We start from the raw sequence: 18487 nt of genomic DNA on the forward strand, positions 1-18487 counted from the left end.
CAAATCTGCTCATTGCCCTGCTACGAGCACGACAACAGGGATAAAGCACCATGAGTCAATTCGAACAACTGCTGGATGAACTGAAGGCCAGTGCCGCCTTGCAGCGTGACAAGGCCGAAACCCTTTACGCGCAGCTGGCCGATTCCCTGGCCGAGGCCATCGCCAATGGCAGGCTCAAGGCCGGCGAGCGCCTGCCGCCCCATCGAGACTTTGCCAGCGCGCTGGGGGTGAACATCACCACGGTGACCAAGGCCATGGCGGTGCTGCAGCAAAAAGGCTTGGTGGAAAGTCGTCCGGGGCGCGGTACCCAGGTCGCGCAGCCCCGGCATCCGGCTGCGCAGTTTCAATCGGCACCGAGCAATGCTCCGGGAACCGTCGACCTGAGCGTCAATCGTCCGGCCACCGACGGCTTCAACCGGGTACTGGCGCAGTTGCTGCCGCGTCTTGCCAGCGACCCGCGCTTTGCCGACATGAAGGACTATCACCCTTCCGAAGGTCCGTTGTGGGCCCGGGAGGCGGCGGCGCAATGGCTGCGGCACACCGGCGTCGAGGCCCAGGCCTCGCAGATGCTGATCGTCGAAGGCGCGCAGCACGGCATCGCCAGTACTTTGCGCAGCCTCACCAACAGCGGCGACACCGTGCTGGCCGACAGCGTGACCTATCAAGGCATCAATGCCCTGTGCCGTTCGCTGGGGCTGATCCTGGTCGGGGTCGACGCCGACGAGCGCGGCATGTCTCCCGAGGCGCTGCGCCAGGCCTGCGCCGAACATCAACCGCGGCTGTTGTTCCTGGTGCCGTCTATTCATAACCCGACCGCCATCACCCTGGACGCCGAACGCCGTGCACAACTGGCGAGCGTCATCGGCGAAACCGATCTGCTGGTGATCGAGGACGACGTGTATCGCCCGCTGCTGGATCAGTCGCCGCCGCCCTTCGTCGCCTTGCTGCCAGAGCGCACGATCTACATTTCGGCCCTGTCCAAGTGCATCGCGCCGGGCCTGCGTATGGGCTTTGTCATGGCCCCACCCGCCCTGGTGCAGGACATCGCCGCCATGCAGCGCATCGACTGCTGGAGCACCTCGCCACTGACCGCACTGATCGCCGCGCGCCTGATCGAAGACGGGCATGCCGAGCAGCTGGTCGCGGAACAGCGCGAAGAACTGCGGATCCGCCAGGCGCTGCTCGCCACGCACCTGCAAGGCCTGGAGTTCCAGCACAGCGCCACCGGTACCCACGCCTGGCTGGTACTGCCCGAACCCTGGACCGGCTCGCGCTTCGCCCGCCTCTGCCAGGATCGCGGCGTGGTACTGCTGGCCGGTGGCGCCTTTACCTTGCGCCCGGAGCTTTCGCCGCAAGCGGTACGCATCAACATCTCGGCGGCCCTGTCACGGGAGCATCTGATCAAAGCCCTGAGCGTCATCAGTCAATTGGCACGCCAGGGTCATCTCCACATGCACAACCGGATCTGAGGACATGACACAGCCAGTTCATTGTGAAATCGCCGTTATCGGCGCCGGGGTGGTCGGGGTAGCCACGGCACTCTGGCTACGCCGCGAGGGTTACCGGGTGGTGCTGCTGGAGCGCGACGCCATCGCCAGCGGCGCGTCCTACGGCAATGCCGGCACCCTGGCCCCCTACGGTGTGATGCCGATCGCCCAGCCGTCGCTGCTGAAAGCCATCCCGTCGCTGCTGTTTTCCCGCGAGTCGCCCTTCGTCATCAACTGGGCACGGCTGCCCCGGCTGATGCCATGGCTTTTGCGGTTTCTCAATGAATGTCGCGCCTCGCGTTGCGAAGCCAATACCCAGGCGCTGACCCGCATCCTCGAACACACCTACAGCGGTTATGCGCCGTTGCTGGACGACTGCCCGCAGGCCGATGGGCATCTGCGCCATAACGGCTGCCTCTATGCCTATGGCACCGAGCAAGGTTTCGCCGGTGCCCAGGCGGCGATCGAATTGCGCCGCTCACTGGGCATTGCCCAGCAAGTGTTGAACGCGGCAGACGTCGAACAACTGGAGCCGGCCCTGGCGGGCAAGGCGGTGGCCGGCATCCTGTTTCCCGAGTCCTCACACATGGATGACCCGCGCGCCTTCATCGAAGCGCTGGCGGCCCCGCTGATTGCCGAAGGTGCGCTGCATCAGGCCACGGTCACCGGTGTACAACGTAAAAGCGATGGCCTGTACTTGAGCTGCGTGGAAGGAAAATCCTGGCGCGCCGACCGCGTCGTGCTGTGCGGCGGGGCCTGGTCAGCGGCGCTGGCCCGGCAGGTGGGCGATCACATCCCGCTGGATACCGAGCGCGGCTATCACCTCGAATTCGACCTGCAGGACACCTTGCTCAACCGCCCGTGCTGCCCGGTGGAAAGCGCGTTCTACATGACACCGATGGCGGGCCGACTGCGGGTGGCGGGCACGGTGGAGCTGGGTTCGACCCACGACCCGGCCAATCCGCAGCGTTTCGATTATCTGGAGCGTCACGTGCGCAGGGTCATGGGCCTGACGCAACCGGTCGCGCGCAAATGGCTGGGGTTTCGCCCTTCCCTGCCCGACTCGCTACCGGTCATTGGCCCGTCACCGAACGAGCCGCGCATGATCTACGCCTTCGGCCATCAGCACCTGGGCCTGACGCTGGCCGGGGCCACCGGCCAGTTGGTCGCCGACTGCATCGCCGGCAAAACGCCCCAATGGCTGGACAGTTTTTCCGTGCAACGCTTCTGAGCAACGTCTTTCCACAGGAGAACAATGGATGCAAACCATCGAGCGCCAACAGACCAACCCACGCATGAGCCAGATCGTGATCCACGGCAATACAGTCTACCTGGCCGGGCAAGTGGGCGAACGCCATCACGACGTGGCCGGGCAGACCCGCGATGCGCTGGCACGGGTCGATGCCTTGCTTGAGCAAGCCGGTTCCTCCAGGGAACAACTGTTGCAGACCACCATCTGGCTTGCCGACATGGCCGATTTTGCAGCGATGAATGCCGTGTGGGACGCCTGGGTACCGGCCGGACATGCGCCGGCCCGGGCCTGTGGCGAGGCGAAACTGGCGGACAAGGCGTTGTTGGTCGAGGTGATTGTCTGCGCGGCGCGGGGATGAATTTTTTCCGCATGCTCCTGCTTGGTCAATAACCCCAGGCGCGAAAGCGCTTGCTGGTTGCCCAGCCGTCCATCGACTAGAGTCAAGCGGCACCCTCCTTGCTGCCACGCTCGGGTGCCTGGGTCGATACGGACGGAGGAACACCCATGTCTTCAAACATCCTTTTCGCCTGGGGGCTGGCGGTCAGTACGGTGATCGTGCACGCCGTCGGCATCGCGCTGATGCTCAGGCTTCTGAATCGCCGCAAGGCTGCGACGCGACTCTGGGCCATCAGCTGGAGGCTGGCCTGGGTGGCGGTCTACCTGGTGATTCTGCACCTGGCGGAAATTTCGATCTGGGCCGCCTTTTATCTGTGGCAGCAATGCCTGCCCGATCTCGAAACGGCACTCTACTTCTCGGCTGTCACCTACGCGACGATTGGCTACGGAGAGGTGGTGCTGGCAACGCCCTGGCGGTTGCTCGCGCCAATCGAAGGCTTGACCGGCATCCTCATGTGCGGGTTATCCACGGGCCTGTTCTTCGCGATGGTCAACCACATCTACCAACAGGCTCACACGAGAACCCGGGACGATCTCAAGGACTGATGGTGGCCGATTGCGGAACGCATGTACGACCGCAGGTGTCATTTGTACTAGACACCCCGGTGTCGCATTCCCTTGAGAGACAGAGGTGGTCCCCATGAACAATATTATCTACATCGTTGGTGCCGTCGTAATCGTCCTGGTTATCCTGTCATTTGTCGGTCTTGTATAGCCCAGGTTGCGTTCGGCGAGCCCAGATCGCTCGCAAAAGGAGAGGTTGATGCCTGGACGCAAGCAGCCACCAACCCTGGTTGATGGCGGCGTTGAAACTGTCTCTGCGAGAACGCTGCGTGCTGGGGCGGTCTTCCGGCTCACGGTGAGCTTCATGCTGGTGGTGGTCCTGGCGTTTCTCGCGGTCGAGGGTTGGCGGACGTGGCGTGACTACCGGTCAGCCTTCGCCTCGGCCCGCGACTCGGTGACGAACCTGGCGCGAGCCACGGCGCAGCACGCCGAAGATGCCATCCGGCAAGTGGATGTACTGACTGCCGCGCTCGGTGAGCGGGTGGAAGGCGACGGCTTGCAGAACATCGACGTCCCGCGTATCCACAAACTGTTGGTCCAGCAATCGAACATCATGCCGCAGCTGCATGGCCTGTTCATCTACGGCCCTGACGGGCAATGGATCGTGACAGACAAGGACGCAACGCCGGAGCTGGTGAACAACGCCGACCGCGATTACTTCCAGTATCACCGCACGCACACGGATAAAAACGTGCGCATCGGCGAGGTAGTCACCAGTAGATCAACCAACGACCTGATCATCCCCATCTCCCGGCGCCTGAACAATCCGGATGGCACCTTCGCTGGCGTTCTGCTGGGAACGATCAAGGTCAGCTACTTCGTCGACTACTACGGCGACTTCAAGATCGATGACAAGGGTGCCCTGGTGCTGGCCACCCGCAGCGGAACAATCCTGGTGCGGCGCCCCTTCATTGCCTCCGTGGTCGGCAAGAGCCTGGCGGGCAGCGAGATTTTCCAGCGTTACCTGCCCAATGCCAACCAGGGCATCGCCGAAGTCAAGGCCGTCGTGGACGACACCGAGCGTCTGTACGGTTACCGGGCCTTGACCACCTACCCGTTGGTGGTGGAAGCCGGACTGTCCCGGGATTCGATCATCGCCCCCTGGCGTCGCGATCTGCTGAAAACCGGCTGGGTGCTGGTGGTGCTGATCGGGGTGCTCGCGGTGTTCGGGCTCATCGTCTTGAGTCAGTTGCGCCAGCGAATGGTGACGGAAAGAAAGTTGCGTCACGCGCACCAGGCCATGCGCGATATGGCGCTGACAGACAGCCTGACCGGCCTGGGCAATCGTCGCCGCCTGGACACCGCGCTGCCGGAGGAAATCCGCCTGGCTGCACGCCAGGGCTCCTCGCTGTCACTGATCATGCTCGATGTCGATTACTTCAAGCGCTATAACGACAGCTACGGCCACGCCGCCGGCGATGATTGCCTGGGTGCGGTAGGCGCCGCGATCCAGCAGGCGGTCAAAAGACCCGGGGACCTGGCCGTCCGCTACGGTGGCGAGGAATTTACCGTGCTGCTTCCCAATACCGATGGCGCGGGCGCAGCCCAGGTCGCCGAAGAGATCCTGCAGGCCATTCGATCAATGGACATCGAGCATAATGCCCATCCCCTGGGCAGGGTCACGGCCAGTGCGGGTATCACCACCCACCGGCCGAACGTCGAGGACGTGACGCCGGCCACCCTGATCAAAGCCGCCGACGCCCTGCTTTACGCAGCGAAACGTCAGGGACGAAATCGCTGGTGCGCCGCTAACCCGTCAAGTGAAAGTAACCCTGCATAAGCGAGAACTTTCTCCTGCAAAGCCTTTCTTGCGAACCAGATGGCACTTGAGTGCCACCCAGTCTGCTACGCTTTTCTTTCCCCCGAATGGATTCGGGAATCATTGCCAAAGGCTGTTTCGTGGCCACTTGAGGGGATGGAATGAAAGCCAAGTTACTGGGGGTCGCTGTTACCGTCGTCGTCATCGGTACCGCTGTCTATGGACTGAACACCTGGAAAACCCTGCAGAGTCAGCGCCAGGAAGCGGTCTGTACCTTAGCGCGCCAGCACCTCAAGGACCTGGAAGTACAGGCGCGGGCCCTGGCCGCCGGGTTGTCGGTGGAGGCCTATGCCGAAGCCGAAAAGGCCGAGGCCGGCAAACTGGTGTCGGCGCTGGATACGGCAAAGAACGAAGCCGAGGTCGATGCCGTGATCGACCAGCATTCTGCCGCCATCGAAAAACAGATCCATGCTGAAGACGCAGAGGTCAAGTCCCGGGGTGAGCAGAAGTTCCTCGTCCAGGAACGCAAGGAACAGCGCATCACCACCGACATCAAGCAGGAAATCCAGCGTGCCGAGAAGGCCGTTGCCGATGACTGCGATTAGTTCGACCCGTTCAATTTTTTAAATGCGCATGCTTATCAAAGTGACTAACGCGTTCTAGACTCCACTACTGGCAGGTTCATTAAAGCTCCGCGTCCCTGACAAAAAAGCCAATAAAAACCAGGAAGTCCAGCCTTGAAAACTTCAACTATCGGCGTTGTGGGGAGTCTGCTGGTCTCGGGCGCGGTTTGCGCCACGGGGATTGCGCCGGTGCTCGATCTGGACTTCTCCCGCACCGCCATGGAAACCCTCAAGAAGCGTGGGATCGACGACGCGTGCATCGTCGCCGCCTCAAGCCCCGGAAGGTTCACCTACTGCCGGGAAGGGTCAACGACGCTCTGGCAGTACCAGACTCTGGACCTGGTGCAACAGGCCGGGCTGCTCAATGAAGGCGTACGGCCTTCGACGGATCATGGGCAAATCAGTGTCGTGGCAGTCGACAGCGCGGCCTGCGAAAATGACCACGGGAAAGCGGCCGGACCTGCGACCTTTGCCACCCTGCTCCTCAGCCTGGCGAGCCTGTTCCTGTTGATCGGGTTGCGCTACACCTACCTGGCAATCATGCGCGGGCCCTATCAACCGGTGGCCTACTCCGATCCCCGCCTGCAGCGCGAGATCAACCCCGAGTCCACGCACCCCTTGACCATCAAGGCGCTGGGAGCCTTCGGTGTCGCCGCCGCATTGGCCCTTGTCTACTGCTGTTACCTCGGATTCTGAAGCAGGAACCGGCCGACGGCGCGTCGGCCCCTTTTCGTGTCTACAGTCGTTCTTCCACCACCGGCGGCGGCGGATCCTGCACCCACTGCCAGAACAACTGGTAACCCACCGCCAGCACCACCGGGCCGATGAACAAGCCCAGGATGCCGCCGGTGACCATCCCGCCCAGGGCTCCGATCAATATCACCGGCATCGGCACGTCGACCCCGCGCCCCAGCATCAATGGCTTGAGCACGTTGTCCACCAGGCCCGCGACGAAGACATAGATGGAGAAGATGATGGTCACGGTATTGGCCCCTTCGGTCGCGATGACAAAGGCAATGACCGGTACCGTTATCAAGGTTGCCGGCAGCTGCATGATGCCCAGCAACAGCACCGCCAATGCCAGCAACCCGGCGCCGGGAACCCCCTTGAACACGAACCCGAGCCCCACCAGCAGCATCTGGATGAACGCGATGCCGACCACCCCGAGCGCCACGGCGCGGATGGTTGCGGTGCACAAGGTGGCCACTTGGGGACCTTTTTCCGGTCCGCTGATCCGCGAGGCGATCTGCACGGAGGCGCGGCTACCCGCTTCGCCATAGGCCATGAAGATCCCGGCAAGGATCAGCGCGACGATGAACATCAGCAGGCCCATGCCGACGCCGGCCACCTTGCCCAGTACCGACAGGCTGACGTCCTTGATTTGCGGAATGTACTTCGACGTCAGCCCGGGAAGGTCGGTAGACGCCTGCAGCCACAGCGCCGACAGCGGTTTACCCACCAGTGGCCAGCTGGCAACGGAATCGGACGGAGGCGGAATGCGGATGCCTTCGTCCCGGACCACGGTCATGGCATTTTCGACCGAGTCGGCAATCGAGGTGCCCAACAGGTAGATCGGGACCATGAGAATGGCGATGGCCACCAGCACGATCAGCGTCGCAATACGTCCGTCCTTTTCTCCCATCGGTCCCCGCAGCCGTTGTTGCAAGGGGTAGAGGGTGATCGCCAGGATCACCGACCACAGCATCAAGTCGCGAAACGGGCGAAAAATCTCAAAGCAGAACAGCACCAGCACGACAATCAGTCCGGCGCGGATCAAAACATCGAGCAACCCGCGGGACAAGGCCTTCTCTGACAGCGGCATGGGTACCATGGACGTCTCCTGACAGTTCACTGGGAAGGAAAACCGGTTAGCCCAGCATAGACGCACAATTCACAACGTGAAGGATCAACGCAATTTAAGTGGATCCACCAAGTCTGCCGCAATCGCCATGCCCACCAGGTCCGGCAGTGTGTTGGCCTGCATGCGTTTCATGACGCGAGAGCGATACAGATCGACGGTTTTGGCACTGACCCCCAGTTGCTCGGCGATTTCGCGGGTGGTGTAGCCCTGCACCAACGGCAACATGACGTCCCGCTCTCGCGGCGTCAGCGTGAGCAAGCGGGCCTGCAACGCCTCCTGGCCCTGATTGCCGTAGCGTTGCGCGGCGCAATTGCCCAGCGCCTGTTGCACGCTGTCCAGCAGCAACTGCTCGTTATAGGGCTTCTCGATGAAATCATGGGCACCGGCCTTGAACGCACGGACCACGATGGGCACATCGGCGTGCCCGCTGACAAAGATGATCGGCAGATTCAGCTGGCGTACGCGCATTTCCTCCTGCACGTTCAACCCGCCCATGCCGGGCATGCGCACGTCGAGCAGCACGCAGGCATCCAGACTGGCATCGCAGGCCTGGAGAAACTCGATACCACTGGTAAACGGCAGGGCTGTCAGGCCGACCGACTCCAATAACCAGACCGTCGAATCGAGCATTCCCTGGTCATCGTCGACCACATACACCACGTGCTCCGCCACACCTGCCATTACGTCATTCCTGTTGTTGTTTTGTTGGGCCGGCCAGCGGCAATCGGCAACACATCAGCAGCCCGACAGGCTGGCGCCGGGCATTCAGTTCGCCGCCGAAACCTTCGATGATGCTGCGGCTCATGGACAACCCGAGCCCCAGGCCATCGGGCTTGCTGGTATAGAACGGGGTAAATATCTGCTCGAGCTCGGGCTCGCTGACGCCCGGGCCCTGGTCTTGCACACTGATTTCCACGGTGGCGCCACTGCCCTGCTCCACCGCCATCACGATCAGCGAAGGCTCGTGCGGATGCTGGTCACGGTTGGCGTCGATGGCATTGCGCAACAGATTGAGCAGCACCTGTTCCAGCAACACGCGGTCGGCATACACCGGCGGCAGATTATCCGGCAGTCGATCCTCGATTGTCACTTCGCAATGACTGGCCTCCCACGCGCATAAACGCACGGCTTCGCGGGCAATGTCGGTCAGGTTCAGCGCCTGCATGCGCCGCTGGCCCTTGCGCAAAAACGAGCGTAACCGGCGGATCACTTCGGAGGCGTGGGTGGCGTGATGGGTGATGCGTTCCAGGCCTTGCGCCACCCGGACGGCGGCCTGCGGATTGGAACCCAGTGTTTGTAGATAGCGTTGGCTGGCGTTGGCGTAATTCACCACGGCAGCCAGCGGCTGATTGATTTCGTGGGCGATGCCCGAGGCCAATTCACCGAGTGTGACCAGGCGCGCGGTGTGGGCCAGTTCGTCTTGATGGCGGCGCTGTTGCGCTTCGCGCAGTTCCCGTTCGGTCATGTCCCGCGCCACCAGCGAGTAATAACGCTCGCCGCCGGCGGAACGGTGGGCCAGTAACACCAGCGATACCGGCACGGACGTACCGCCGCCTGGTGGTTGCAGCCGCGCATCGGTGCTCCAGACGCCGTCGCGCTCGGCGCTGCTCCAGCCATCCCGTTGCAGGCGCGCAAGGTCGCCGCTGGCGAACAGATCGGCCAGGGCCGGCATGGATTGCTGCTCATCAATCCCGAGGATGCGGCGCGCGGCGGGATTGAGGTAAGTGACCAGGCCCTCGGGAGCGATGAACAACACCGGATCGATGTTGGCCTCGACCACTTCGGCCAGGCGTCGTTTGTTCTCCTCGGCGAGCACCCGGGCCGTGATGTCCCGGGAGACGCTCACCACTTCGACCACCGCCCCGGTATAGGTTTCGCGGATCGCCCGGCTGGCGGATTCGAACCACAGGTAATGGCCGTCGCGATGGCGGATGCGATAGGTCATGGTGTGATAGCCATCCTGTTCCAGCGCATCCCGTGCACGCTGCATCAGGCCGGCCAGATCCTGGCCATGGAACAGGCCCTGGGCCATTTGCCCGCGCAATTCCTCCGGCCAGTAGCCGAGCAGGGTCCAGGACGCGGGCGACGCATCGAGGAAGCGCCCGTCCGGGGTGTGGCGGGAAATCAGGTCGGTGGTGTTTTCGATGATCAGCCGGTAAAGCCGGCGTGCGGTGGTCGCTTCTCGTTCCGCCAGGACCTGGGTCGTGGCGTCGCGGCAACGGGCGAGCACGCGGTTGTCCTGCGGGTCGGGAATGAATGTCCAGATCAGGATCTGCGTTTCGAACTGAGCCTCGACCCCTTCAATGGCCCGTTGCTGATCCAGACAGGCGCGCACCAGCACCCGATGATTGACCGGCAAAAAACCCAATACATCAGGCAATGGCTTCTCGGCCAGCAGGGCCAACAGCGCCGCATTGAACTCCAGCGGTCGGCCCTGTGCATCGAGCAACAGGCTCGGTTGTGGATCGTGGCCCAGCAGCGGCGAGCCGCGGAGCATGCCGTTGACGCTGCTCAACAGCGTCGTCAGCAAATCCCGCACCCAGCCCAGCCAGTCAAGACTCACCCCCTCGCACACTTCCACCAGCAGCAATCCCGCCTGCCCCGGCTGCAAGGCCAGGTCGAATACCTGGCCATGGCTGATGGCGGCTCGGCGCAGGCGGCCGGCCAGCCAGCAGTCCAATTGCCTGACTTGCGCCAGGTCCAGGCGCCCGGCCTCGATCAGTTGCTCGAACAATAACTGATCGCTGGCCAGCGCCGGGTCGCCCAGGCCCGGCGGGAAATGCTGGGCCGCCCCCTCATGGCTGTAGATCCGCGCATTGGGCTGCCAACTCAAGTAAACCGCCCGCTGCACTTCCGGGCAATCCTGCAGCGCATGACACAGCGCGTCGGCCCGGGCAGCCAGGGACACGCCTTCACGTTGCAGGCGCAACCAGCTGTGCAGTCGAACGGGAGTCAGGGTCATTGCCGGTCCACTTCTTCAATAAATCCAAGCATATACCGGCTACGGAAGTCCGGGGGCAAGTGATTTGGTACCGGACTAATTGAATATAGTACATTTACTATATTACTTAGGTTGTACTTCCATATCAATGGATGAATGTTATATAAAGTAAACCGGACATAAAAAAGGCGACCCCTGCGCGTACACCGCAGGGGCTCCCATAGAGCTAACAATCAGCCACCGAGTACCCGTACATGTCGATCTATGAACAAGGGCTAGGCCCTTCGGCTGTCAACCATATTGCCCTGTCTCCGCTCAGCTTCATCGAGCGCACCGCCAACGTCTACCCGGACTACACCGCCGTCATCCACGGCTCGATCCGCCGCACCTGGGCGCAGACCTATACCCGTTGTCGGCGCCTGGCCTCGGCTTTGGCCGGGCGCGGTATCGGCAAGGACGACACCGTGGCAGTGATGTTGCCCAATATTCCGGAAATGCTTGAAGTGCACTTCGGCGTGCCGATGATCGGCGCCGTGCTCAACCCGCTCAACGTGCGCCTGGATGCAGAAGCCATCGCCTTCATGCTGCAGCACGGCGAGGCCAAGGTGCTGATTACCGACCGCGAGTTCCACAGCGTGATTCACGCAGCCATCGGCATGCTGGATCACCCGCCCCTGGTGATCGACGTCAATGACCCGGAATACGGCGAAGGCCAGGCCGTCAGCGACCTGGACTACGAAGCGTTGCTGGCCGAAGGTGACCCTGCGTTCGACTGGAAGTGGCCAGTCAATGAATGGCAAGCCATCTCGCTGAACTACACATCCGGCACCACCGGCAACCCCAAGGGCGTGGTTTACCACCACCGCGGCGCGTACCTGAACGCCTTGGGCAACCAGATGACCTGGGCCATGGGCAACCATCCGGTGTACCTCTGGACCCTGCCAATGTTCCATTGCAACGGCTGGTGCTACCCCTGGACCATTACCGCCATGGCCGGTGTGCACGTGTTCCTGCGCCGGGTCGATCCACAGAAAATCCTCACGCTGATCCGCGAGCATCAGGTCACTCACCTGTGCGGCGCGCCCATAGTGCTCAATGCCCTGGTGAACATGCCGGAGTCGGCGAAAGCGGCCATCGATCACCCGGTCAACGCCATGGTCGCCGGTGCGGCACCGCCGGCCAAAGTGATAGGCGCCGTGGAAGAGATGGGCATCCAGGTCACTCACGTCTATGGCCTGACCGAAACCTATGGCCCGGTGACGCTGTGCGCCTGGCACGCGGAATGGGATGAGCTGCCCCTGGATGAGCGGGCGCAGATCAAGTCCCGCCAGGGCGTGCGCTACACGACGCTCGAAGGCGTGATGGTCGGCGACTCGACGACGCTGGAACCCACCCCGCGTGACGGCCAGACCATCGGTGAGATCTTCATGCGCGGCAATACCGTGATGAAGGGCTACCTGAAGAACCCGACCGCCACCGCCGAAGCGTTCGAAGGCGGCTGGTTCCACACCGGCGACCTGGCGGTCTGTCATCCCGATGGTTACGTCGAGATCAAGGACCGGCTCAAGGACATCATCATCTCCGGCGGCGAGAACATCTCCACCATCGAGCTCGAAGGCGTGCTCTACCGCCACCCGGGCGTGATGGAAGCGGCCGTGGTCGCCCGCCCCGATGAGAAATGGGGCGAAACGCCCTGCGCCTTCGTCACCTTGAAGGCCGATCACCAGGACGTTCGCGAAGCCGACATCATCAGTTTCTGTCGCGAACACCTGGCCGGATTCAAGGTGCCGCGTACCGTGATCTTCACCCTGTTGCCGAAGACGTCCACCGGCAAGGTGCAGAAGTACGTGCTGCGCGACCGGGCCAAGGCGCTCTAACCGAAAACCACGTTGTACCCCACGGTGGCAGGTGATTGACCTGCCGCCTCGGGCTCGTGCACGCCGAATACGGCTGCCCGGCCCCCACAGACCGATAACAAGAACAAAGTGGAGCTAGCGATGACCGACATCCATTCAACCGATACGCAACGCTGCGAACGCATTCGCGGCAATCCGAAATTCCTCCAACTGGTGAGTAGCCGGTCGCGCCTGGCCTGGTCGTTGAGCGCCGCCGTGCTGGGCATTTATTACCTGTTCATGCTGATTGTGGCCTTTGTCCCGCAGTGGCTGCATGCGCCGCTTGGGGAACATCGGATGTTGACGCTGGGGATGCCGGTTGGCGCGGCGATCATCGTGTTTTCCTGGTTGTTGACCGGCTGGTACGTGTACAGCGCCAACACCCGCTTCGACGCACTGGGCGCCGCCATTCTCGAGGAGAGCAAGTGATGAACCTGTTCCGTACGCTTGCCCTCGCCGCTGCCGGCCTGTTGCCTGTTTCCGTCGCCATTGCCGCGCCCGCGCTGGGCGCGGTGGAAAAACAACCGCTCAACCTGAATGCCATCGGCATGTTCTTCGTCTTCGTGCTGGGCACGCTGGCCATCACCTGGTGGGCTGCGCGCCAGACCAAGTCCACCTCCGATTTCTATACGGCGGGCGGTGGTATCACCGGGTTCCAGAACGGCCTGGCGATTGCCGGTGACTATATGTCCGCGGCCACCCTGCTGGGGCTTTCCAGCCTGGTGTTTGCCAAGGGCTATGACGGCTTCATCTATACCATCGGTTTCTTCGTCGGCTGGCCGATCATCACCTTCCTGATGGCCGAGCGTCTGCGCAACCTGGGGCGCTATACCTTCGCCGACATCGTTTCCTATCGACTGGATCAGAACAAGGTGCGGATCTTCGCGGCCTTCGGCTCGTTGACCGTGGTGTGCTGCTACCTGATCGTACAGATGGTCGGCGCGGGTCAGTTGATCAAGCTGCTGTTCGGCCTCGACTACCCGGTAGCCGTGGTGATCGTCGGTGCGTTGATGCTGGTCTACGTGATCTTCGGTGGCATGATCGCGACCACCTGGGTACAGATCATCAAGGCCGTGCTGTTGCTGGCCGGCGGCACCACGCTTGCGGTCATGGCGATGTCGCAGTTCGGTTTCAGCTACGAGACCCTGGCCGACAAGGCCGTGCAGGCCCACGCCAGTGGCTGGAACATCATGGGCCCGGGCTCGATGCTCGCCGACCCGATCAACACCGCGTCGATGTCCCTTGGCCTGGTGTTCGGCATCGCCGGCCTGCCGCACATCCTGATGCGTTTTTTCACCGTGCCCAATGCCAAGGAAGCCCGCAAGTCGGTGTTCTATGCTACCGGCTTCATCGGCTTCTTCTTCCTCGTGGTCTGCACCCTCGGTTTTGCCGCCATGGTGATCATCGGTACCGATCCGCAGTACTACGTCAACGGTGAAGTCGGCGGTGCCCTGATCGGCGGCGGCAACATGGTTGCCATGCACCTGGCCAAAGCGGTCGGCGGCAACCTGTTCTTCGGTTTCCTCGCGGCTGTGGCGTTCGCCACCATCCTCGCGGTGGTCTCCGGGCTGGCGCTGGCCGGTGCTTCGGCGATTTCCCACGACCTCTACGCCACCGTGTTCAAGAAAGGCAAGGCCAGCGAGAAACAGGAAATGCGCGTCACGCGCATGGCGACCGTGGGGCTGGGCATCATCGCGATCCTGCTGGGCATTCTGTTCGAGAAGATGAACGTCGCGTTCCTCGTGGGCCTGACCTTCGGTATTGCCGCATCGACCAACTTCCCGGTGCTGATCATGGCCATGTACTGGAAAGGGCTTACAACCAAAGGCGCGATCATCGGCGGCTTTGCCGGTCTGATTTGCGCACTGGTGCTGGTGATCCTGTCGCCTGCGGTCTGGGTCACGGTGCTTGGCAATACCCACGCCATTTTCCCATACGACCACCCTGCCCTGTTCTCCATGCCGCTGGCGTTCCTGGTGATTGTCGTGGTGTCCCGGCTCGACCGCAGCGTGCGCGCCGAGAAGGAACGTGACGCCTACGCCGACCAGTTCGTGCGCGCGCAGACCGGCCTGGGTGCCGCCAGCGCTTCCAGTCATTGATTGCAAGGGCACGGCATTCGCTGCCGTGCCCATCGCACAACCGTCCTTTTGAGGTTCACGTTATGCCCGATTTCAAAGCCCCGCTGCGCGACCTGCGCTTTGTCCTGCATGAAGTCTTTGACGCCCCGGCCCTGTGGGCGCGCCTGCCGGCCCTGGCCGACAGTGTCGACGCCGATACCGCGGACGCCATTCTCGAGGAGGCGGCGAAAGTCACCTCGCAGCTGATTGCGCCCTTGAATCGCAGCGGCGACGAAGAAGGCGCGCAGTGGCATGCAGGTCGTGTCACCACGCCTGCTGGTTTCAAACAGGCCTACGCCACCTACATCGAAGGCGGCTGGGTCGGGCTGTCCGGCAATGCCGGGTTCGGCGGCATGGGCATGCCGAAGATGCTGGCGGTGCAGTTCGAAGAGATGCTCTACGGCGCCAACTCGAGTTTTGCGCTGTATTCGGCATTGAGTTCCGGCGCCTGCCTGGCGCTGGATGCCCATGCCAGCGAGACCTTGAAAAACCTCTACCTGCCGCCGATGTATGAAGGCCGCTGGGCCGGTTCCATGTGCCTGACCGAAGCCCATGCCGGCACCGACCTGGGACTGATCCGCACCCGTGCCGAGCCTCAGGCTGACGGCAGCTACCAGATCACCGGCAGCAAGATGTTCATCACCGGCGGCGATCAGGACCTGACCGAGAACATCGTGCACCTGGTGCTGGCCAAACTGCCGGATGCGCCTGCGGGCCCTAAAGGCATATCGCTGTTTGTCGTGCCCAAAGTGCTGGTCAATCCCGACGGTTCCCTCGGCGCTTCCAACGCAGTGAGTTGCGGCTCGATTGAACACAAGATGGGGATCAAGGCTTCGGCGACCTGCGTGATGAACTTCGACGGCGCCAGCGGCTGGCTGGTTGGCGAGGAGAACAAGGGCCTGGCGGCGATGTTCACCATGATGAACTACGAACGCCTGTCCATCGGCATCCAGGGTATCGGCTGTGCCGAAGCGTCCTATCAGAGCGCCGTGGCGTACGCCCGCGAACGCCTTCAGAGCCGCTCGCCGACAGGCGCCATGGCGCCGGGCAAAGCGGCCGACCCGATCATCGTTCACCCCGACGTGCGACGCATGCTGCTGACCATGAAAGCCATGACCGAAGGGGGTCGCGCGTTCGCCAGTTATGTCGGGCAACAACTTGACCTGGCGAAGTTTTCCGACGATATCGGGGAACGGGAAAGCGCACAGGACCTGGTCGCGCTGCTGACACCGGTGGCCAAGGCATTTTTCACCGATACCGGCCTGGAAAGCTGCATCCACGGCCAGCAGGTGTTCGGCGGGCATGGCTACATTCGTGAGTGGGGCCAGGAACAATTGGTTCGCGATGTGCGCATCGCGCAGATCTACGAAGGCACCAACGGCATCCAGGCGCTGGACCTGCTCGGGCGCAAAGTGCTCGCCGACAAAGGTCTCGCGCTGCGCCAGTTCACCGGCGAGATTCGCCGCTTCGCCGCCCGGCCCGATGCCCCCTATGCCACACAACTGCTCGATGCCGTGCAACGGCTGGAAGACATCAGCGACTGGCTGCAGGATCGCGCCGCCACCAACCGCAACGAAGTCGGCGCCGCCTCGGTGGAGTATCTGCACCTGTTCGGTTACGTCGCCTACGCCTGGCTGTGGGCGCGCATGGCCCAGGTTGCCGGGCAGAAACGCAGCGAAGACGACAGTTTCTACGGCGCGAAAATCGCCACCGCCGACTTCTACATCCACCGCCTGTTGCCACGCATTCTGAGCCTGGAGCAATCCATTCGTGCTGGCAGCGCCTCGCTGTATGGCCTGTCGGCCGAACAGTTCTGACGATTGAACCGCCGCGGCGTCGGCTCCTCTCTTTTGGCGTCGCGGTTTTTACTTCCCGGGCCCTTGCCACCGCGGCAGGGGCTGCTGTGCCCGTCATTTCAAAAATAAAAACCAAGGGGCTTCACCATGGACCGCAGCACTCGTATTCTCGCTACCCGTCTCCTGTTGGCCGGCGGCGTCATCAGCCTCACGGCGCCTGCTTCTGCTGACTTCATCAAGGACAGCAAGGCCAGCCTGGAACTGCGCAACTTTTACTTCAACCGGGATTATCGCCAGGCCAACGCCGCGCAATCCAAACAGGAGGAATGGGCCCAGGGGTTTCTGCTGCGCTATGAGTCAGGCTTTACCGAAGGTCTGGTCGGCGTGGGGTTCGACGCCATCGGCCTGCTCGGGGTCAAGCTCGACTCCAGCCCCGATCGCGCCGGTTCCGGCCTGCTCAAACGCCACAGCGACACCAGCAAAGGTGCCCAGGACGAATACGGCGAACTGGGCCTGACCGCCAAACTGCGCGCCTCGAAAAGCACGCTGAAACTCGGCACGCTACTGCCGAAACTGCCGACGGTACTGGCCAACGATTCACGGCTGTTGCCACAAACCTTCAAGGGCGGTCAGTTGACCTCGCTCGAACTCGAAGGCCTGACCGTGGATGCCGGTCGCCTGACGCAGGTCAACCAGCGCGACTCCTCGGACTACGAGGACATGGGCATCACCCGCACCGGCGCCAAGGGCATCACGTCCCGCCATGTCACCAGCGACAGCTTCGATTTCGCCAGCCTGAACTACAAGTGGACCGGCAACCTCGCCACCGGCTACGCCTACGGCCATCTCGACAATTTCTACGACCAGCACATGGTCAACCTGACCTACGTGTTGCCGGTGACCACCGGCCAGTCATTGAAGACCGACCTGCGTTACGCCCGTTCTACCGACGATGGCGGCAGCAATGTCGACAACAACGCGATCGGCGCCATGTTCACCTACAGCCTCGGCGGGCATGCTTTCGGCCTGGGCTATCAAGGCATGAGCGGCGACACCGGTTTCGCCTACATCAACGGTGCCGACGCGTTCCTGGTGAACTTCGTGCAGATCGGCGACTTCGCCAGCAAGGACGAAAAGTCCTGGCAGGCACGCTACGACTACAACTTCGCGGCCATGGGCGTGCCAGGCCTGACCTTCATGACCCGCTACCTCACCGGCGACAACATTGACCTGGGCAACAACCGTCCCGAGGGCAAGGAATGGGAGCGCGATACCGACATTGGTTATGTGGTGCAAAGCGGTGCATTGAAAAACGTCGGCGTGAAATGGCGTAACGCGACGGTTCGCTCGACCAACTTTGGCAGCGACCTGGATGAAAACCGCCTGATCCTCAGCTATACGTTGCCGATCTGGTAAGCCGAAGCAAGATCAAAAGATCGCAGCCTGCGGCAGCTCCTACTGGAAGATACGTAACTTCAAATGCACACATTACCCTGTAGGTGCCGGCTTGCCGGCGATGGCGACTTCACAATCTCCCCATCTCCCACGGCCGTACCCGATCTACTCACAACCGACCCATCTCCCACGGCCGTATCCGATCCACTGTAGGAGCTGGCTTGAAGCGAAGGCGACCTCACAACCGCCCCATCTCCCACGGCCGTACCCGATCTACTGTAGGAGCTGGCTTGCCAGCGAAGGCGACCTCACAACCAACCCATCTCCCACGGCTGTACCCGATCCACTGTAATTGGATGGACTCGCCCCAGCCGAGGCGTCAATGCGCCACGGTGGCAGTC

General features: G+C 62.3%; 15 protein-coding genes. 12 read left to right on the forward strand and 3 right to left on the reverse strand.

Annotated elements, in window-relative coordinates:
* Positions 1 to 50: 50 nt before the first annotated feature.
* The 7 genes from SOP95_RS21135 (at position 51) to SOP95_RS21165 (ending at position 6777) form a co-directional block, all read left to right on the forward strand.
* A complete protein-coding gene (locus SOP95_RS21135) occupies positions 51 to 1469 on the forward strand; it encodes an aminotransferase-like domain-containing protein (RefSeq protein ID WP_323608190.1) in 1419 nt (472 codons plus the stop codon).
* A 4-nt stretch (positions 1470 to 1473) separates the two neighbouring features.
* Positions 1474 to 2718 (forward strand): NAD(P)/FAD-dependent oxidoreductase, encoded by a 1245-nt coding sequence (locus SOP95_RS21140; RefSeq protein WP_323608191.1) that lies wholly within the window; start codon positions 1474 to 1476, stop codon positions 2716 to 2718.
* A gap of 28 nt (positions 2719 to 2746) precedes the next feature.
* Entirely contained in the window at positions 2747 to 3097 is a 351-nt protein-coding gene (locus SOP95_RS21145; protein ID WP_274075337.1) for a RidA family protein, read from the forward strand.
* A 146-nt stretch (positions 3098 to 3243) separates the two neighbouring features.
* Positions 3244 to 3681, forward strand: coding sequence for a potassium channel family protein (locus SOP95_RS21150; protein ID WP_274075338.1), 438 nt, complete (start codon positions 3244 to 3246; stop codon positions 3679 to 3681).
* 217 nt (positions 3682 to 3898) lie between these two features.
* Entirely contained in the window at positions 3899 to 5479 is a 1581-nt protein-coding gene (locus SOP95_RS21155) for a sensor domain-containing diguanylate cyclase (RefSeq protein WP_323608192.1), read from the forward strand.
* Positions 5480 to 5619: 140 nt separating this feature from the next.
* Positions 5620 to 6063 (forward strand): hypothetical protein, encoded by a 444-nt coding sequence (locus SOP95_RS21160; RefSeq protein ID WP_323608193.1) that lies wholly within the window; start codon positions 5620 to 5622, stop codon positions 6061 to 6063.
* 132 nt (positions 6064 to 6195) lie between these two features.
* On the forward strand, positions 6196 to 6777 hold the full coding sequence (locus SOP95_RS21165) for a hypothetical protein (protein ID WP_323608194.1): 582 nt from the start codon (positions 6196 to 6198) through the stop codon (positions 6775 to 6777).
* 40 nt (positions 6778 to 6817) lie between these two features.
* On the opposite strand, the gene SOP95_RS21170 is transcribed toward SOP95_RS21165, so the two are convergent.
* The 3 genes from SOP95_RS21170 to SOP95_RS21180 form a co-directional block, all read right to left on the reverse strand.
* Entirely contained in the window at positions 6818 to 7912 is a 1095-nt protein-coding gene (locus SOP95_RS21170) for an AI-2E family transporter (protein ID WP_323608195.1), read from the reverse strand.
* Between the two features lie 75 nt (positions 7913 to 7987).
* Positions 7988 to 8623 carry a response regulator transcription factor gene (locus tag SOP95_RS21175; RefSeq protein ID WP_323608196.1) on the reverse strand — a complete coding sequence of 212 codons (636 nt, stop codon included), beginning with the start codon at positions 8621 to 8623 and terminating at the stop codon, positions 7988 to 7990.
* Between the two features lie 4 nt (positions 8624 to 8627).
* Positions 8628 to 10904 carry a PAS domain-containing sensor histidine kinase gene (locus tag SOP95_RS21180; RefSeq protein ID WP_323608197.1) on the reverse strand — a complete coding sequence of 759 codons (2277 nt, stop codon included), beginning with the start codon at positions 10902 to 10904 and terminating at the stop codon, positions 8628 to 8630.
* A 233-nt stretch (positions 10905 to 11137) separates the two neighbouring features.
* On the opposite strand from SOP95_RS21180, the gene SOP95_RS21185 reads away from it, so the two are divergent.
* The 5 genes from SOP95_RS21185 (at position 11138) to SOP95_RS21205 (ending at position 18107) form a co-directional block, all read left to right on the forward strand.
* Positions 11138 to 12760: an acyl-CoA synthetase gene (locus SOP95_RS21185; protein WP_323608198.1), complete on the forward strand. Its 1623-nt coding sequence runs from the start codon at positions 11138 to 11140 to the stop codon at positions 12758 to 12760.
* Between the two features lie 120 nt (positions 12761 to 12880).
* Complete coding sequence (locus SOP95_RS21190; RefSeq protein WP_323608199.1) at positions 12881 to 13207, forward strand: DUF485 domain-containing protein; 327 nt, start codon at positions 12881 to 12883, stop codon at positions 13205 to 13207.
* Complete coding sequence (locus SOP95_RS21195) at positions 13207 to 14877, forward strand: cation acetate symporter (protein ID WP_274075347.1); 1671 nt, start codon at positions 13207 to 13209, stop codon at positions 14875 to 14877. The genes SOP95_RS21190 and SOP95_RS21195 overlap by 1 nt, the downstream gene beginning before the upstream one ends.
* Positions 14878 to 14939: 62 nt before the next feature.
* Positions 14940 to 16712: an acyl-CoA dehydrogenase C-terminal domain-containing protein gene (locus SOP95_RS21200; protein WP_323608200.1), complete on the forward strand. Its 1773-nt coding sequence runs from the start codon at positions 14940 to 14942 to the stop codon at positions 16710 to 16712.
* A 126-nt stretch (positions 16713 to 16838) separates the two neighbouring features.
* On the forward strand, positions 16839 to 18107 hold the full coding sequence (locus SOP95_RS21205; protein WP_323608201.1) for an OprD family porin: 1269 nt from the start codon (positions 16839 to 16841) through the stop codon (positions 18105 to 18107).
* Positions 18108 to 18487 lie beyond the last annotated feature (380 nt).

This window comes from Pseudomonas sp. YuFO8, assembly GCF_035065025.1.
Classification (GTDB): domain Bacteria; phylum Pseudomonadota; class Gammaproteobacteria; order Pseudomonadales; family Pseudomonadaceae; genus Aquipseudomonas; species Aquipseudomonas putida_AE.

Excerpts from the sequence above, each read along its gene's own strand:
- SOP95_RS21135 (WP_323608190.1), top strand. The coding sequence starts at position 51 with ATGAGTCAATTCGAACAACTGCTGGATGAACTGAAGGCCAGTGCCGCC.
- SOP95_RS21140 (WP_323608191.1), top strand. The coding sequence starts at position 1,474 with ATGACACAGCCAGTTCATTGTGAAATCGCCGTTATCGGCGCCGGGGTG.
- SOP95_RS21145 (WP_274075337.1), top strand. The coding sequence starts at position 2,747 with ATGCAAACCATCGAGCGCCAACAGACCAACCCACGCATGAGCCAGATC.
- SOP95_RS21150 (WP_274075338.1), top strand. The coding sequence starts at position 3,244 with ATGTCTTCAAACATCCTTTTCGCCTGGGGGCTGGCGGTCAGTACGGTG.
- SOP95_RS21155 (WP_323608192.1), top strand. The coding sequence starts at position 3,899 with ATGCCTGGACGCAAGCAGCCACCAACCCTGGTTGATGGCGGCGTTGAA.
- SOP95_RS21160 (WP_323608193.1), top strand. The coding sequence starts at position 5,620 with ATGAAAGCCAAGTTACTGGGGGTCGCTGTTACCGTCGTCGTCATCGGT.
- SOP95_RS21170 (WP_323608195.1), bottom strand. The coding sequence starts at position 7,912 with ATGGTACCCATGCCGCTGTCAGAGAAGGCCTTGTCCCGCGGGTTGCTC.
- SOP95_RS21175 (WP_323608196.1), bottom strand. The coding sequence starts at position 8,623 with ATGGCAGGTGTGGCGGAGCACGTGGTGTATGTGGTCGACGATGACCAG.
- SOP95_RS21180 (WP_323608197.1), bottom strand. The coding sequence starts at position 10,904 with ATGACCCTGACTCCCGTTCGACTGCACAGCTGGTTGCGCCTGCAACGT.
- SOP95_RS21185 (WP_323608198.1), top strand. The coding sequence starts at position 11,138 with ATGTCGATCTATGAACAAGGGCTAGGCCCTTCGGCTGTCAACCATATT.
- SOP95_RS21190 (WP_323608199.1), top strand. The coding sequence starts at position 12,881 with ATGACCGACATCCATTCAACCGATACGCAACGCTGCGAACGCATTCGC.
- SOP95_RS21195 (WP_274075347.1), top strand. The coding sequence starts at position 13,207 with ATGAACCTGTTCCGTACGCTTGCCCTCGCCGCTGCCGGCCTGTTGCCT.
- SOP95_RS21200 (WP_323608200.1), top strand. The coding sequence starts at position 14,940 with ATGCCCGATTTCAAAGCCCCGCTGCGCGACCTGCGCTTTGTCCTGCAT.
- SOP95_RS21205 (WP_323608201.1), top strand. The coding sequence starts at position 16,839 with ATGGACCGCAGCACTCGTATTCTCGCTACCCGTCTCCTGTTGGCCGGC.